This is a genomic window from Shewanella sp. 10N.7 (assembly GCF_020806285.1).
In the GTDB taxonomy this organism is placed as follows: Bacteria; Pseudomonadota; Gammaproteobacteria; order Enterobacterales; family Shewanellaceae; genus Shewanella; species Shewanella electrodiphila.
This window is the reverse complement of sequence record NZ_JAJGZS010000021.1, coordinates 28574-44181: the sequence shown is the minus strand read 5'-3', so window position 1 is coordinate 44181 and position 15608 is coordinate 28574. Positions and strand designations below refer to the sequence as shown.

General features: G+C 40.7%; 14 protein-coding genes. 5 read left to right on the top strand and 9 right to left on the bottom strand.

Going from position 1 to position 15608, the window contains the following annotated elements; genetic code table 11:
• The first annotated feature begins 134 nt into the window (after positions 1–134).
• A complete protein-coding gene (locus LMH66_RS14010; protein WP_229370737.1) occupies positions 135–1514 on the top strand; it encodes an alanine/glycine:cation symporter family protein in 1380 nt (459 codons plus the stop codon).
• A gap of 49 nt (positions 1515–1563) precedes the next feature.
• On the opposite strand, the gene LMH66_RS14005 is transcribed toward LMH66_RS14010, so the two are convergent.
• Positions 1564–2277: a substrate-binding periplasmic protein gene (locus tag LMH66_RS14005; RefSeq protein WP_420709428.1), complete on the bottom strand. Its 714-nt coding sequence runs from the start codon at positions 2275–2277 to the stop codon at positions 1564–1566.
• A 388-nt stretch (positions 2278–2665) separates the two neighbouring features.
• On the opposite strand from LMH66_RS14005, the gene LMH66_RS14000 reads away from it, so the two are divergent.
• Entirely contained in the window at positions 2666–4162 is a 1497-nt protein-coding gene (locus LMH66_RS14000) for a BCCT family transporter (RefSeq protein ID WP_229370734.1), read from the top strand.
• Positions 4163–4235: 73 nt separating this feature from the next.
• Here LMH66_RS14000 and LMH66_RS13995 read toward each other — a convergent pair whose 3' ends face one another.
• From LMH66_RS13995 to LMH66_RS13985, 3 genes are all read right to left on the bottom strand, one after another.
• Complete coding sequence (locus LMH66_RS13995; protein WP_229370733.1) at positions 4236–5144, bottom strand: cation transporter; 909 nt, start codon at positions 5142–5144, stop codon at positions 4236–4238.
• Positions 5145–5499: 355 nt separating this feature from the next.
• Positions 5500–6378 (bottom strand): LysR family transcriptional regulator, encoded by an 879-nt coding sequence (locus LMH66_RS13990; RefSeq protein ID WP_229370732.1) that lies wholly within the window; start codon positions 6376–6378, stop codon positions 5500–5502.
• A 91-nt stretch (positions 6379–6469) separates the two neighbouring features.
• Entirely contained in the window at positions 6470–7363 is an 894-nt protein-coding gene (locus tag LMH66_RS13985; RefSeq protein ID WP_229370731.1) for a hypothetical protein, read from the bottom strand.
• A 163-nt stretch (positions 7364–7526) separates the two neighbouring features.
• Here LMH66_RS13985 and LMH66_RS13980 point away from each other — a divergent pair, with 163 nt between their 5' ends.
• From LMH66_RS13980 to LMH66_RS13970, 3 genes are all read left to right on the top strand, one after another.
• Positions 7527–7826, top strand: coding sequence for a hypothetical protein (locus LMH66_RS13980; RefSeq protein ID WP_229370730.1), 300 nt, complete (start codon positions 7527–7529; stop codon positions 7824–7826).
• A gap of 174 nt (positions 7827–8000) precedes the next feature.
• A complete protein-coding gene (locus LMH66_RS13975) occupies positions 8001–8363 on the top strand; it encodes a response regulator (protein ID WP_153912593.1) in 363 nt (120 codons plus the stop codon).
• Between the two features lie 245 nt (positions 8364–8608).
• Positions 8609–9208 (top strand): GNAT family N-acetyltransferase, encoded by a 600-nt coding sequence (locus LMH66_RS13970; protein WP_229370729.1) that lies wholly within the window; start codon positions 8609–8611, stop codon positions 9206–9208.
• Positions 9209–9315: 107 nt separating this feature from the next.
• On the opposite strand, the gene LMH66_RS13965 is transcribed toward LMH66_RS13970, so the two are convergent.
• From LMH66_RS13965 to LMH66_RS13945, 5 genes are all read right to left on the bottom strand, one after another.
• Positions 9316–11382, bottom strand: a complete 2067-nt coding sequence (locus LMH66_RS13965; protein WP_229370728.1) for a prolyl oligopeptidase family serine peptidase — start codon at positions 11380–11382, stop codon at positions 9316–9318.
• A 245-nt stretch (positions 11383–11627) separates the two neighbouring features.
• Complete coding sequence (locus LMH66_RS13960) at positions 11628–12143, bottom strand: hypothetical protein (protein ID WP_229370727.1); 516 nt, start codon at positions 12141–12143, stop codon at positions 11628–11630.
• 145 nt (positions 12144–12288) lie between these two features.
• The gene (locus LMH66_RS13955; RefSeq protein ID WP_229370726.1) at positions 12289–13014 is read right to left on the bottom strand and encodes a GDYXXLXY domain-containing protein; all 726 of its coding nucleotides are present in this window, start codon (positions 13012–13014) and stop codon (positions 12289–12291) included.
• Complete coding sequence (locus tag LMH66_RS13950) at positions 13007–14164, bottom strand: DUF4401 domain-containing protein (RefSeq protein WP_229370725.1); 1158 nt, start codon at positions 14162–14164, stop codon at positions 13007–13009. The genes LMH66_RS13955 and LMH66_RS13950 overlap by 8 nt, the downstream gene beginning before the upstream one ends.
• Positions 14161–15234, bottom strand: a complete 1074-nt coding sequence (locus LMH66_RS13945; protein ID WP_229370723.1) for a DUF2157 domain-containing protein — start codon at positions 15232–15234, stop codon at positions 14161–14163. Before LMH66_RS13945 ends, LMH66_RS13950 begins: the two co-directional genes overlap by 4 nt.
• Between the last annotated feature and the right edge of the window lie 374 nt (positions 15235–15608).

Genomic DNA, 15608 nt, shown 5'->3' with positions numbered 1-15608 from the left:
CTGCTGCGCCTGATATTAACCTTGAGCTATTAGAACAAGGTGATGCTTCGCCCGTCTCTTTCTTCAGTACCACTGATCAGCCATTTCTTTTCCTCCTCCATATTAATTTTGTTGTTTAATATTCGAGGAATATCATGAATTTTCACGCGCTTTTAGCCGATATCAATGGCATTGTTTGGGGCCCTATTACCCTTTGCTTACTTGTTGGTACAGGTCTTTATCTCACTATTCGCCTTAAACTTTTGCAAGTTTTCCAGCTGCCTTTTGCCCTTAGTTTGTTATTCAAACCCGCTACTGGTAAAGGCGATTTATCGTCTTTTGCTGCCCTATGTACAGCCCTATCCGCCACTATCGGTACAGGTAATATTGTTGGAGTTGCAACCGCAATTAAAATTGGTGGCCCAGGCGCATTGTTTTGGATGTGGTTAGCCGCCTTTTTTGGCATGGCCACTAAATATGCTGAATGTATGCTCGCAGTTAAATACCGCACCACAGATGCTAAAGGTAATATTGCGGGCGGACCTATGTATTACATTGAGCGTGGTTTAGGCCTTAAATGGTTAGCCAAAATTTTTGCTGTATTTGGTGTGGGCGTGGCCTTTTTTGGCATTGGTACCTTTGCCCAAGTAAACGCTATTAGCGATGCCATGACCATCGCCTTTAATGTGCCAACTTGGGTCACAGCGTTAATCCTCACAACTATGGTTGCTGCGGTAACGCTAGGCGGAGTAAAACGTATTGCTAACGTTGCCCAAAAGTTAGTACCTACTATGGCCCTAGGTTATGTGCTGGCTTGTATTTGGATTCTATTTAGCTTTTCAGAGCAAATCATTCCCGCTCTCGAATTAGTCATTCATTCAGCGTTTACCCCTATTTCTGCTGCGGGCGGATTTTTAGGTGCGACCGTTGCCCAAGCGATTCAAATTGGTATTGCCCGCGGGGTGTTTTCAAATGAATCGGGCCTAGGCAGTGCGCCAATTGCGGCAGCGGCAGCCAAAACCAACGAGCCAGTGGAGCAAGGGCTTGTGAGCATGACAGGTACTTTCTTCGACACTATTTTAATTTGTACCATGACAGGTTTAGTGTTGATCATTACTGGCGTGTGGAATGGTGATACTGCCGGCGCAGCAATGACCAGTGCCGCTTTCGCCTCAGGCGGCTCAGTGATTGTCGGTCAATACATTGTGACTATTGCGCTAGTGTGTTTTGCCTTTACCACCATTTTAGGTTGGCACTATTATGGCGAACGTTGCTGGAATTATTTGACCAATCAGCGTCTCGGTGACAAAGGAATTAAGATTTACCAACTGACTTTTTTAGGGTTAATTGCGGTAGGTGCTTTCATTCAATTAGATTTAATTTGGATGCTGGCTGATACCGTCAATGGCCTGATGGCCATTCCTAACTTAATTGCACTTATTGGCTTAAGACATGTAATTCTGACGGAAACAAATCACTACTTTGAAAACAAAAAACGTCAGGTTTCTCAACCTCAAACAGCTAATAGCAACTAAACGCACACAATAGATTTATTCGTTTTCATTACCGATGTGCAATATCAGTTTATTGCTGATATTGCTCATTTTTAGTGTATTTATCCACAATAGCTTGAATGGTGCCATCATTTTGCAACTGGGCAATAGCCATATTAATTCTCGGCATCACGCTACTGTGTTCTTTACGCAAGCGCATCACTAGCACCCCACTTGAATGAACCGCAGCAAGCGCTATAGGCATCTTGAGTTGTTTTGCCCAATATAATGCTGGTAAATCTCCTGAGATAGCCGCTTTAACGCGATCTTTATGTAAGGCTTTAATTAATTGCTTCTCTGAAGCAAAGTCCACCCGAGTAAACACATCATCATCATGATAAAGATAACCACGTACCGTGCCGATAGACTCGCCAGTTATCTTATCAACATCAGCCCATTGGCTTTGGTTTTCCTCGAGTGTGATGATATTTTCTTGAATCGATAATATAGGTGATGACCGAATGAACTCTTTGCCCATCTCACCTTCAGGAAACCAACTGGGGCTGACAAAATCAAAATCTAACAAGCCGGTTTTTAATGCTTGGTTGGTTCGTCTTGGTGGGTAGTTATGCTTTTCAATTTTAATTTTAGCTGTCGATAAAATTAGCGGAACTAGCTCCCCTAAAATACCCGAGTTATCTGCTGCATCAGGAATATAATAAGGCACCCAACTACTTGAGCCATTGACGTTATATTTCAGTACTGTAGCCATTGAAGCGAAGGAGTAAAACAATAAAAATGCCATTGCGGCAATTAACTTGATTTTGTTCAAATAATTATCCCCCACACAGTACACTGGCAAAAATAAATTAATCATTTTTTACTTTATCAATGATTTACATTAAAACAATTTATTAACATAGTTAAGCTATTATTCGTCTATCAATGTAAAAACATCATTCTTTAATACGACAAATTCATTTTATAAGCTCTATTAAGCTCGCCGGTATATCAGTTAACTCCTTCAGCATTAGCGCTCACAAGCTTTAGCACCTAAATACTTTAGCACCCACAAACTTTAACATTCAAAACTTTAGCAAAAGCTAAACCAATCAATTGCACTTTAAACTGCTCGTAATTTAAGTCATAGTGAAAAATCTGACTACAGACTCGAATAATGGATATCGACAAGCTTGAAATCGCCCAATATAAGCCAGACTCAGCAACATGAAACCTCAACTAATCAAAAGCTAATGACACCCAAATTAGGCTTTTATTTGCCTGTCATTATTATTGCGGGATTACTACTGGCCCTCCCCCATAAGACCCTGGCTGTGTTTAGTACCTTCACCCAGTTTTTTTTAGAAAATTTTGACTCACAATTTATTCAGCTTTCATCACTATTGCTGTTAATGGCGATAGTAGTTGCGATTAGCCCCATAGGAAAAATGATTATTGGTGGCCATGAAGCTAAAACTGAATTCAGTTTTGCGAGTTGGATTGCCATGTTATTTACCGCAGGCATGGGATCAGGGCTGATATTTTGGGGAGTGGCTGAACCGGTTTATCATTTCGTTAATCCTCCTGCCTTTTTACAAGATGACTTTTCATCAGTATCTGGCGCGTTAGCGATCACCTACTTTCACTGGGGGTTACATGCTTGGGCTATATACGCCATGGCAGGATTGGTCATGGCTTGGTTTGCTTACAATCGTAATCGCAGCCTGCGCATCAGTGCCAGTTTTAGTGCTGAAAAGCCCAAATGGTTAAGCATGTTAGATTTACTGGCGGTTATCGCTATTGTGTTTGGTATGGCTGGCACATTTGCAAATACCGTGGCCTTAATTCAAACAGGGATTGAACAAGCAATTGGACTTGATGTGGCCAGTGTCGGCTTTAGAATTGGGCTAATTTTGTTTATTGCAGTGCTATTCACCTTGTCATCCATTGCTGGATTAAATCAGGGAATTAAACGATTAAGCCAGTTTAATACCTTTTTTATGGTGGCTATTTTGGTCACGGTTATTGCTTTAGTTGATCCCTTCAACAGTCTACAGCTCATGTTTGAGTCAAGCGTGAGTTATTTGCAGTTACTGCCAAAAGTCTCTTTTAGTGTCGGAGACCCCGCTAATTGGAGCCAAGACTGGAGCGTCATTTATTTGATTTGGTGGATTGCTTGGGCGCCTTTCGTTGGGCCATTTATCGCTCGAATTAGTAAAGGCCGTAGCATCAGGCAATTTTTAGCATGTACCATTTTACTGCCAACACTCACTTCAATTATCTGGTTTTCTGGCTTTGCTGGTAGCGTGTTAACTCAACCCTTTGCTGCTGAGGTTATGGCTGCGGTCAATCAAGAATACACCTTAGGCTTGTTTAGCTTTTTTAATCAGTTAACCCCAAATGGTTTCCCCTTGGGCAGCATTTTATCGGTTGCCGCAATACTACTGTTAATCACTTTTCTTATCACCAGTGCAGATTCCTCCATTTACATTACCAGCATGCTCACAGGCAGTGAAAGTCACATTGCTAAAATGCTCTGGAGTCTTATTTTAATTGCGATAACAATTGCACTAGTGACCATTAACGACGTGGATTTAAACAAGCAAATTGCGATTGTTGGCGCCATTCCATTTACCTTGGTCATGTGCGCTCAAATAGCTTTTTGGATTAAGGATGTACTGAAAAAATAAGCAGGTCATTAGTTTTAAATAAGCATATCGAGTGTCAAATCAATGAGGCACTCGATTTAGGATTAACACATTGTTATTTAACGTCAGTAGCGATATCGAGATTCAACTTCACATTCAGCGATAAACGCGCAAGTTTACGGTTCAATAATTCACGAATATGTTGAACATCAGCCAATAATTGATGTGATTTTTTAGGATCGACATTAATGTTAACCATCAATTCAGGTCCTACTTTGGCAATGCCGGTTAACTTAAGGTTTTGCGGTGATATACCGTTAGCTTCATAAACACTTTCACGCACAAGTGAACATATTTCTTGATCAGGTTTCATCATTAACAGCTCGCGTAATGCATTGGTTAACATAACAAAAGGTACTTTTAGGAAGTACAAACCAATACACAACATCATTAGAGAATCAGCATACACCGCGTAATGAAACAAGGGCGTCATCTCAAGAATCACGGCAATAATTAAGCCGCCACATACCGCTGCGCTCAGTACCGTATCCATTTGCCATTGCTTTTCTTCAGCGGCCAATAAGCCACTTTGTTGCTTTTTAGACTGGTTTTTATGTTGCAGCCAACGCCACACTCCCCAACAACCAACTAAATTGATAAAACCAAAAATAGCTGCAAACGAAGTATCAATTGCTTGACCACCATTGATAAACACATGAAAAGCACTGAATAAGCTGTAGCCCAATAACATCAAAATCACTAAGCCTTTAATCGCAACAACTAACGGCTCCATCATGGCTTTACCAAAAGCGAAGTGAGAACGTGAAGAACCATGCATATAGCCAGAAGCAGCAAGAGATAACATTGTCAGTAATAAGCTAATGAGTGAGTAAACACCGTCAAAAAGAATGACAATAGATCCACTTAACAGGCCAACGATGACCCCGAGGATTGCAAAGCTAAAAGCAGCGACTGCTGACAGCTTAAGTAATTGTTTATCTTGTTTGTTGCTCTTTGCACACATTCATTATCACCTGTTAAAACCTAAGAAAAGTATGGCGTTAACAGCGAAAAACCTCAATATCGTTAAAGTGTACATAAAGTGAACTTAGATGGAAAATATACGATTACATCATTATTTCAATGAGTTACCAACCGCCTATAGCGTCAACTACTTTGACGCTCAGTGATTATGATATACAAGCCCATATTTGAAGAGTTCAAATATAACGAGCGCTAACATGAAAGGTTTTAATATGAAGAGCTTTAATATGAGAGGCTTAAGTTGAAGAGCTTTAATATGAAGTACTCTAATATGAAGCCTACGAATTTGGCTTAGCAAATAACAAGTGCCAATTAATTTATCAAAGTCAGCACCTTTAAAACTTAAACAAATAGTCGCTCACTTGATCTGATAACCAAGAAATCGGTGCTGGTATTGCATTACCGGGAGCTGAAAATAAACAATAATCTTGATGGGTTAATCCATAAGTATGCTTAATAACAGCCAATTGCTGTTGGCGTAAATGCTGCCTAATCAATGGTTCAGGTAACACACCCCAGGCTTTTTCAGACAATATTGTGTTGAGCATATATTCAAAGCTCGTAAAGCCAATATGGGTTAATGAAAAAGGCTGCAACTCAGGATTATCTTTATCATTGAGATACACCATCACCGCTTGCATAGATTCACGCAGTTGAATATCTGACACACGGCGAAGACTGGCTAACGGATGGGTATGTTCACACACCGACATCATTCTTATGCGCCCGAGTGGCAAATAGTCAGTATTGGCATCATCCACTCGCTCAAAGTCGACCCCAAAAGCAAAATCAACTTGCTTGGTATTCACCAAGTTAGCTAAATCGCCACTGGATGCCAGCACGGTGTTCACTGTGGTTGCCTTAAAATGATTATTCAGTTGATGAATGAAATCTTGCCAAACCTCATCAGGAAAGGAGTCGTCACGCGCGAGCCAAATCTCTGAACGAAATTTTTCTGACGTTTGTTCGCAGGTTTGCTTTATTCGCTCGCAGGTAGACACCACGCTTTCACAATCTTTATAAATAGACTTACCGACTTCAGATAACACCAGGCTATTACCAGAACGGACAAATAATGTCGCCTGCAAATTCGACTCAAGCGCCTTAATCGCCATGCTTAGCTGGGTGCGATTACTGTTAAGTTGCTTAGCGGCTGCAGTAACAGAACCCGTATCCGCTACGGCGCAAAAAATCTCTAATTGCTTTAGATTCATAGATTATCCATTGTGATAACTCACCCACCTATCCTTCAGTATTAGTAGACTTTTATAACAGGCTTTTAATAACAGGCTGCTAGTAATAGGTTTACTGCTGGCGCTGCCTTAACTCAAATTGTTCTTTCGCCAACTCATTGTATTGGGCTAATAAACTTAATTCATCAACGTTAGCTGACAAGGTATTTAAGTCGATTTTTAATTGCCCTTGATTATCAAACTGACTCGCAAACGTGCCCATATTAATCATATCAATCTGCCAATCAGTGAGTTGCCCAATAACATAATTACCATATTGGAAAGCCTCAAACTCATTCAACAACGTAAGGAAGTCACTAAATCCAAACCCCTTGAGTTGTTTTTGCGCCTTAAAAGCGGCTAAATACCCGGCGGATATCGCTACAATTTCACTGTCACTGTCATTAGCATTGGCATTAGCATTAGCATTAGCATTAGCATTAGCATTTAATGCTTGCTGGAATTGGTAAGAGTGCCGAGTCTCATGAATCAAAAAAGCCAGCGAAGCATAAGCCTCTTCTTCAGCTAATTTATCAGGATTTAAGTACACAATTCCATTGCCACCTGCTTCAACATCAAAGTCAAAATACACCATTTTTTTAGGATAGCTGTGATTATCAATAATGAGTTTAGGCGCCTCAGTGCCAAAACTTCTCACTTCTAAGGAAAACACTTTTTTAAGCCAAGGAATTTGCTGATCAATAGTCATTTCAGGCCATTGCTGAATGGCATTCGTCAGCGCTTTATCTTCTGCAATTAAGTCTAATAAACGATCGCCGTCTTTTATTGTTAATGCATAAGATGACACTAAGAATTCGTGAGCTTCAGGCTGCAATGCAAATGCATCTGGTGCTTGTCGCTGCAAAGTTTCATTTGCATAAAAGCCATCGGCTAGGCTTGGAAGTGATAACCCCATGGCCAGTGATAAAAATGCTCCGGCAGCGAAAGTCTGAAAACGAAATGTCATGAAGCGAGTATCCTTTAAATGAGGTTTATTTTTGTTGTTATCTCACACTATTATCGCAGCACTTTATCACTTCTTTCGCTTACCTTCACGTAAAGCTGAGCTAGAATAAAAGCTTAGCATTTCATTCTACTCGCGCGTAAACACACGACGACATTGGCAGACTATGAGTCAAAAACCAGATCGGATCACAGCAATGCAGCAGATAATCAGCCAAGTTAAGGCCGAGTTTCCGCTACAAGAGCCAGAAACCTTTGTATGCGGGCCAGAAGGTCAGTGCCAAGGTTGCCCTAAAAAACTAATAGAATTAGTCGACAGTGAAATCAGTTATTGGGAGGCAGCAATAGCCAATAATGAAATACCCCAATTAGGTGATATCAGCCGCTTTGCGAAGTTGTGTAAAAACGTTAAACGAGGTTTGGATAGAAATGGGGTTATTGAAAAATATCGTCAATATAAAACCTAAAACTGTTGAACTAAACCACAATACAATAATCATAACAGCTTACCGCTATCAATCATTAATAGAGCCACTTCAACCGAGTTACCCCCAAAGACTCAGCTTGATTAATCCGCTTTAAGCCTTTATGGTTATTGTTAGTACAATAGTAGTAATATCCACACCTTAAGTGAGGTAACAATGGACAAGTCCAAAATATTAGTGATTGATGATGACCCAGTTTGCACCAGTATGCTGCTCGCTATTCTTGGTGATGACTACTTGGTTATGACCGCTAATTCTGGCGACGGTGCAATTGAACTATTGTCTTCTGTAGAACCTGATTTAATCTTCCTTGATATCACCATGCCGGATGTAAACGGTTACCAAGTGATAAAATACGTCAAGAAACATAGCCTGAACCAGCAAGTGCCGATTGTTGTGGTCAGTTCATTGGTTGAAGAATCGGATCAAAATTTCGCGTTAAAGCTCGGTGCTGACGATTACTTAACCAAACCAATTTTGCCGAACAATGTTCAGAAAATGGTAGATAAATACCTTTAATCGCTTGAGTTGTCATCGATGAAAACATCGGTAGTTAACATCGATAGTAAACATCGGTAGTTAAAGTCGATAGCAAACACTGATTTTGAGTTCACACCGATGGTTATGCCATCAACATAATGCCTGCAACTGCAGGCATTATTTGATCTTACTCATATGAAAACATCACATTGTCGTAAATGTTCAATCCTGAACAAGCACTATTGGCTATGATTTACCTGAACTCACATGACAGGTCACAAGTAATGCCTTTTAATTTTAATGCCTTAAAATCTGGTCAATCAATTCCTTTGACGACCACACTTACCATTTCCTTGATCAAGCAAGCTGATTTGATTGATATTATTCAGATGTTCGATAACCCCAATGTGACTCAATATCTATTTTTTGCCCCTGCGCCTGTTGAAGTTTATCAAGGTTTCTTTACCCCGATTATCGACAATACCCAATCAGCAATTGATGCCGAAAAATGGCCGGATAATCCAACCATCATCATCAGAGATCATAATGGCCGCTTTATGGGCATGGCTGGTTTACCTGCTGTGATGTTTTTAGAAGGTAATTATGAAGTCGGTTATCAATTGCCGGAATACGCCTGGGGACAAGGTATTGCGAGCGCAGCTTGCCAGCTGCTAACCCACCTTGCTTTCACTGAACTTGACGCACATAAAATCACCGCAGATTGTTATCGCAGTAATATAGGATCATACAAGACCATGGAGAAATGTGGCTTTGTACTAGAAGGAACCCAACAAGATTATTTTAAACTGAGCAACAAGTTCGACGATCGCGTTTTTTATGGGATCACTAAAACACAGTTTCTAACCATGTCATCATGCGATTAGAGCCTATTCGGCATTATTTAAGCAGCAATGAATGATTAACCGTTAACAACAAAAATGCCGAGCAATCAGATTGCTCGGCATTACTTATCATTATCAACTAAGCGAGTTTACTTCGCCCCTGGCTCAGCATGTTGGTTCATCCACTTTTCAACTTCGTTGTACCAATAAATTGAATTGTTTGGCTTCATGATCCAATGGTTTTCATCAGGGAAGTAAATCATCCGCGATTCGATCCCTTTAGTTTGCAAGGTGCGGAACAACTCAAACCCTTGACCCACTGGCACGCGGTAATCTAATTGACCGTGTACCACTAGGGTTGGAGTGTCAAAGTTTTCAGCGCCGTAATGTGGAGAGATCGATTTGTAGATCTCTGGGTTATCCCAGTAATCGCCAAAGCGAGTGCTGTGGACCGAGAAATCAGCGGCCATTTGCGAGTACATGTTATACACAGCAGCATGGATAAACAGCGCATTAAACGGCTGATCTTTTTGACCGAGAATAATCGATGATAAATAGCCACCGTAGCTTGCACCGCCAGCTACTAAACGCTCGTTATCAATCCAATCTTTAGCTTTAAACCAGTCAGTTGCTTTAAACACATCCTCTAATGATTTGTTTTTCCAATCTGGGTTAATACTGTCGGTATAGTCTTGTCCAAAACTGTTTGAACCATGGAAGTTAGGCCATGCCGTTACATACCCCCAAGAGGCAAACGTTTGTGCATTCCAGCGGTAATGGAAACCGTCAGAAATCGCACTATGTGGGCCACCGTGAATAAGCATCATTAACGGATATTTTTTGCTTTTATCAAATCCTGGCGGGTAATGTACCCACATTTGCACATCTTCATCGTTGTAACCTTTATAAGTTACTGACTCATAGGTGCCCATATCAACATCTGCTAAAACATCATCGTTAAAGCTATCTAAACGGGTCGTTTTGCCATTCTTAGGATTAACTTTCACTAAACGTGCTGGGTATAAAAAGCTATCATTTGCCGCAACGATAGTACCGTCATTTGCAATCGCTGGTGCGCCAAAGTTGGTGGCTTTAGTGATTGGTTTTACTTTGCCATTTTTAGCACTGATATGGAAAATACGGCGGGTTGCAGCATCATCAATAGCGGCGTAAAAACCTTTGTTATTTGCAGTCCAGCTAAAGCGAGCCACTGAGCGATCCCAGTCAGTTGTAATCACTTTTTCAGAACGTTTTTTCACATCTAACAATACTAGGTTCGCTGTATCAGCGTAAAAACCATGAATAAGCTGACGCGTAAACGCTAAAGTTTTACCATCAGGGCTAAAGGTTGGATTGGTATCTGGCGCTTCATTTTTAGCAGTTAAGTTTTCCACTTTTCCACTGCCAATTGTTGCCATAAAAATATCAATTTTAGGGTCAACTTGGTTATCCCAGCCATTACTATTAAACGCAATTAACTTACCGTCTGGCGAAATATCGTAGTTGCCACTACTTTGCGATGAACGTGGTAACTGCTTGTTTAGTGGCTGAGTAATAGCCGCAATGTCACCGCCTTTAGCAGGAATACTAAATACGTGTGCTTCACGGTCTTCGTCAATCCAATGATCAAAGCTTGAGAATGGTAATGCATTCCATTGGTGTGCAGAGACTTTAGTATCTTTGTTGGCTTTTAATTGAACCGACATTTCGTCCCAGTTTTTATTTGGGAACACATTACTAATAAAGTAAATATTGTCGCCAACCCACTTAATGCCTTTAACGCCACCAGGCACTTCAGTTAAGCGCTGCGCCTCACCTGCTTTGTCCATTGGTAATAAATACACTTGGCCAGCTTCGTCTTTATCACGCTTGCTAACAAAGGCTAATGTCTTACCGTCAGGTGAAAACGTCGGTTCGCTCGCTCTCAGCCCTTTAGCTGTTATAGGGCGTTGGCCTTTACCGTCTTTATCAAACAACCATAGTTGAGTGGCACCTTTATCTTCAGGCACATCGTATTGGGTTACAGGCGCAATGATAAACTCACCGTTCGGTGAAATAATTGGATTGCCGATTCGGCTTAGCTTCCACAACACATCCACTGATAATGTGGTGTTTTGCGCTGCTTTTTGAACTGATTGTGTTGATTTGACTTGCTCTGCTGCCATTGACGCTGCAGGCATCAACAAGCACATAAGCACTATCCCGACTTTCTTCACGAGAGGTCTCCTTGATCTAGTTATTGTTATTTTTCTTCCGCTGCCATCATTAGTAAATTGCGGCAGTAAGTAAAGCTAGCGATGAATGTTAATCGAATTAACACCGAGAGAACGGGACAACCATCACCCTTGTTACATCAACATAAATCCATTGTCATGGTTAACAATTAAATAAAGCTTAATGAATGCTAGCTAAAGGCAGTAAAGGGATAATTAAATAGCAATAAAGACAAGCCTTGAAGTAATTACAGTTTTGCCCTCAATTCATTTAATGCAGCGACTGAAAAACCTTGGTCATAAAAATAGATGATTTTTCCTTCTGCATTTAACAATACCACCCGAGTATTATTCGGGTTTTCATTACCGGTAAAGGCTTGCACTTGTTCGCCATCTTCATAAATGGTTACCACGCCTTTCCACAATGGTTTTGGAATACCCGCGCGCATACCATTATCGATTAAGGTACTGAACATTCTTGGAAACATGCCTTGAATCGTCGGCAACTCATAAACCGCAACTTGGGTTTGAGTCATGTCCAAACCTATCAGCCAACGGTCAATATCAAACTGTGAGTCTTGCTTGTAGCCAATTAACAATAGAGTCACTTGGCCACTCACATCCTCAGGATAGTTCATCGCAGTTTGCGCTAAACTCTCACCAGACACCGACGGAAACACCTGCCCCGTCACCTGCTGATTTTGGTAAGTGGTACTACATGCACTCAGCAGAAATACCACCACTAACATTAATATGGCTCGCATTTTACAATCCTTTAATTATTTCATTCGCTAAATCAATAATTAACCATACGTTGCGGGAGATAATAAAGTTTTAAATCTTAATATTATTGTTAAATGCGTTTTATAAATAGCATTCTGATGAATGATAAAGCCATAACCAACAGCGCTACTCTTCTGCTGCTATTTGAGGTTCAAGCTTATTCAGCTCAGCATCAAACATATTGGTTAATAGCACTTCACCCTGTTGATTGACTCTGAACTCACCGTATTTTGCAGCTTCATAGACACTGGCGTGACCTTCTTGAAAGAAAAATGCATTGGTGGCAAATTTGATCCTGCCGTCTCTGACTCGATACTGTAAGCGCATTTCATCTGCTGCTAGCTCCTGCCCATCATATAAGGCTTTATAAGTCGCGATATTGCGTGAATCGACACTCACCACCACGTAGCCGTCACGATTAGGCAGTTTTCGCCATTGTCGGTTAGTTTCAGCTTGTTCGTTGGCTGCAGAGCTAGTGCTTAGGTCAGCACTTGAATTATCATTTGAATTAGCAGTTGATTCCGCTTCAGTAAGATTTTGCTCTATTTGAATCTGTTCTTCTTGAGCCCGTTCTTCTTGAGCAAGCTCCTCTTTACGCAGCTCTTCTTGACGCAACTTGAGCACACTACGAATATCGTTACTCATTTGAAATCGCAGCGCCATATAATCCCCCTGCATTAACGAGCGAGGATCTACCGGTGCCAGTTTAAGATAAATTAACTCCCCATGGCGTATATGCTGCTCTTTTTGAAATATCTGCCAATTAACTAAAGCTAATATCAACACCAAGGTGCCGACTAAGATAATGGTATTGAGGTTTGTCATGATTGCGGTTTTAGAGAATTTAGGCATCGGCTTGCTCCCTTTGTTTGGTCACAAATTTGAGCATGGCCCAGCGCACAGCCAGTAAAAAAATACCCATTAACATCAACGTGTAAGATTTATCTAATAGGCTGAAATCTAAGAAGTAGTAATATGCTGATATGAAGGTCACTAAAGCTATAACCCCTAAGCCTAACAGTAATCTGTTGCTGGCTGAAAAGCCCAACACCATAATTAAAAAGCCAATATTAATTCCATGAGCTTCAAACGACAACACTGAAACCAACAGGCTGATTACGAGTACGCTATAACGCACTTTAACCGATAATTCTGGGTATCGATTTACTATTTGCCACACCACATATAGCGACACTAAAGCCAATAAAACATCGCCCATCCAGGGCGCAGTAAGTGACTCCGTTGATAACAACTCACTTTCAATTAAGCCATACCAAGCATATTGAAATGACATAAAGCATGTTTGCACTAAAGGCGCTAATAGCAAACCATAAGCGATTGGCCGCTTATGCAATAAAACCACTGAAAAAAGACTATTTAACAGCGGATTGTTAGTTTGTCCTTTCCGCTCAAACTCATGCAGAAAAAGCCAGCAGGCAAGCAGTAATATGATGCTAGTGGCAATAAACGGCAGCTGAAAAATGGCTAAGGTGACGATAAAACAACAGGCAGCAAAGAAGGCTGAACAAAAGCGGTGAATGTCATTGGGCATTATCGCCATCAGACAAAATTGCAATATTGTCGCCAGCAACCAGCAGGTGTCATCATCAAAATGTTGAATAAAGCCATAGACAATTAATATCTGCCCACTAAAACTAACCGCTAATGACAGATGTTCGATAAATTCATTTTTATTGAGCGTAAATAATGCATAAGCACCTAGGGTCAGAATTGCACCGACAATAAAAGCGCCATGATCACTGTCAAAAATAAACTCCATCGCTAGAGCTAAAAAACCAAGAAAGAACAGCGCTGCAAACCAACCAGAAATAGCCAATAACAGTTTTACAAACCAAGGTGATTGGATTTCTGCTTTAGCGGGTTGCTCACCTGATACCACTCCGTGGTGCAATAAGCTTTGCCATAACGAGGTTTGGTTATGAGCTTTTTCTTGGGTCAGTGACTCTGAGCCGAACTCCTCTGGGGTTAATGACTCATTCATGACTGCCACTCCTTATTGATTTTACGCAGCCAAATAGCCGAACCTGCTGCCATGGCGATCATCATATTTGATATCAATAACAGGCCAATTTCTTCCAATGTTTCAAGCCAATATGCCGAAACATAATTGATAATGACAATGTTGGCTGACAATAATGTTCCAGCCAGCATAAATAAGTCTTTTTGATAATGGCGATAACAAACATACATTGCCAGCAACCAAAGCGGCCAAATGGTGATGGGTAAAAAACCTAGTTCTTTAAAAGCAGAATGAAGATATGAATCATGAGTAAAGCTCCAAATACTGCCTAGCATTAGCCATGTAATGCAAGCGCCACTGACGACAGCCAGCAGCCTTGGTGCCCAACGCGCCTTGAGCCAATGGTAATAGCACCCAAAACCTTCCCAGCAAGCTAACGCCACGATATTGAATAACAATATCACCCATAAAGCATTCAGCTCTTGGTTGATAAACCAGCCTAGCCTGCCGCCAAAATTTAGGTAATACAGCAAGATAGAGACATTGATTAAGACAACCCACAACATCCAAAGTGCGCTAAGTCGGCCAATGACAACCCAAGGAAGGATTAATAAAGCCCAGTTAAAAAATAGCTGCCAAGGATCGGCGCCTGTTTGATAGGTTTGCCCAAATAAGGCTAATAACACCCCAAAGAAAACGGCGGCCATAAATAACGGCACTTTAACAATCGACTCAGATAGTTTTGGAATGACGGACTTTAGGGGAGGAGGATTTGAATTTTCTAGTGATTTCGATGTTTTCTGAGCGAGCTTGTTTAACTGATAATAAGCAACAACGGCGAATACAATCAGTATTTCCACCAGCGCAAACTTGGCAAACTTACCCATCTCATGCCAGTTAAATGCAATAAAAAACAGCACAGAAAAAGTGATCGCAAGACCACCTAACCAGGCTAATAGTTGATTAAAAAAGTGAACCCAATGGTGTTTACTTGGTTGCACCTTACTGATGATAAGGGCATCGTTTATTTTGCTCTCATCAATCGCATTTTGTTCAAGCAACCCAATCAGTTGCAGTCTATTTGATGTCATGTTGAATCCATTCGCTACATCTGTCTGCGTTGTAATATACCAAAGCTCATTCGAGATGCTAGTAAAATAACTAATGAGGATAAGGTGTTAAAAAACAAAATACTAAGCTTACGACATCATCGTTAACTTCAAAATTTTACTCTCTAGGTTGATTCATTATATTTCAGCCCATGATTTTCTAACTTCCAAGCAATTCATCAGATTCATTGGCAATTTTTTACACTTTTTCTTTTAATCAAATTAACAAGCTTAAACATTTTAAAAGTGCATTCATCATATGTTTGTTGTTTTTCTGTTAACTTTATGTACACTCAAACAAACAAGTTGATTGTTCTTTGAGCGGAACAAAGGGGAGAACTTCCGTTTTTTTGATT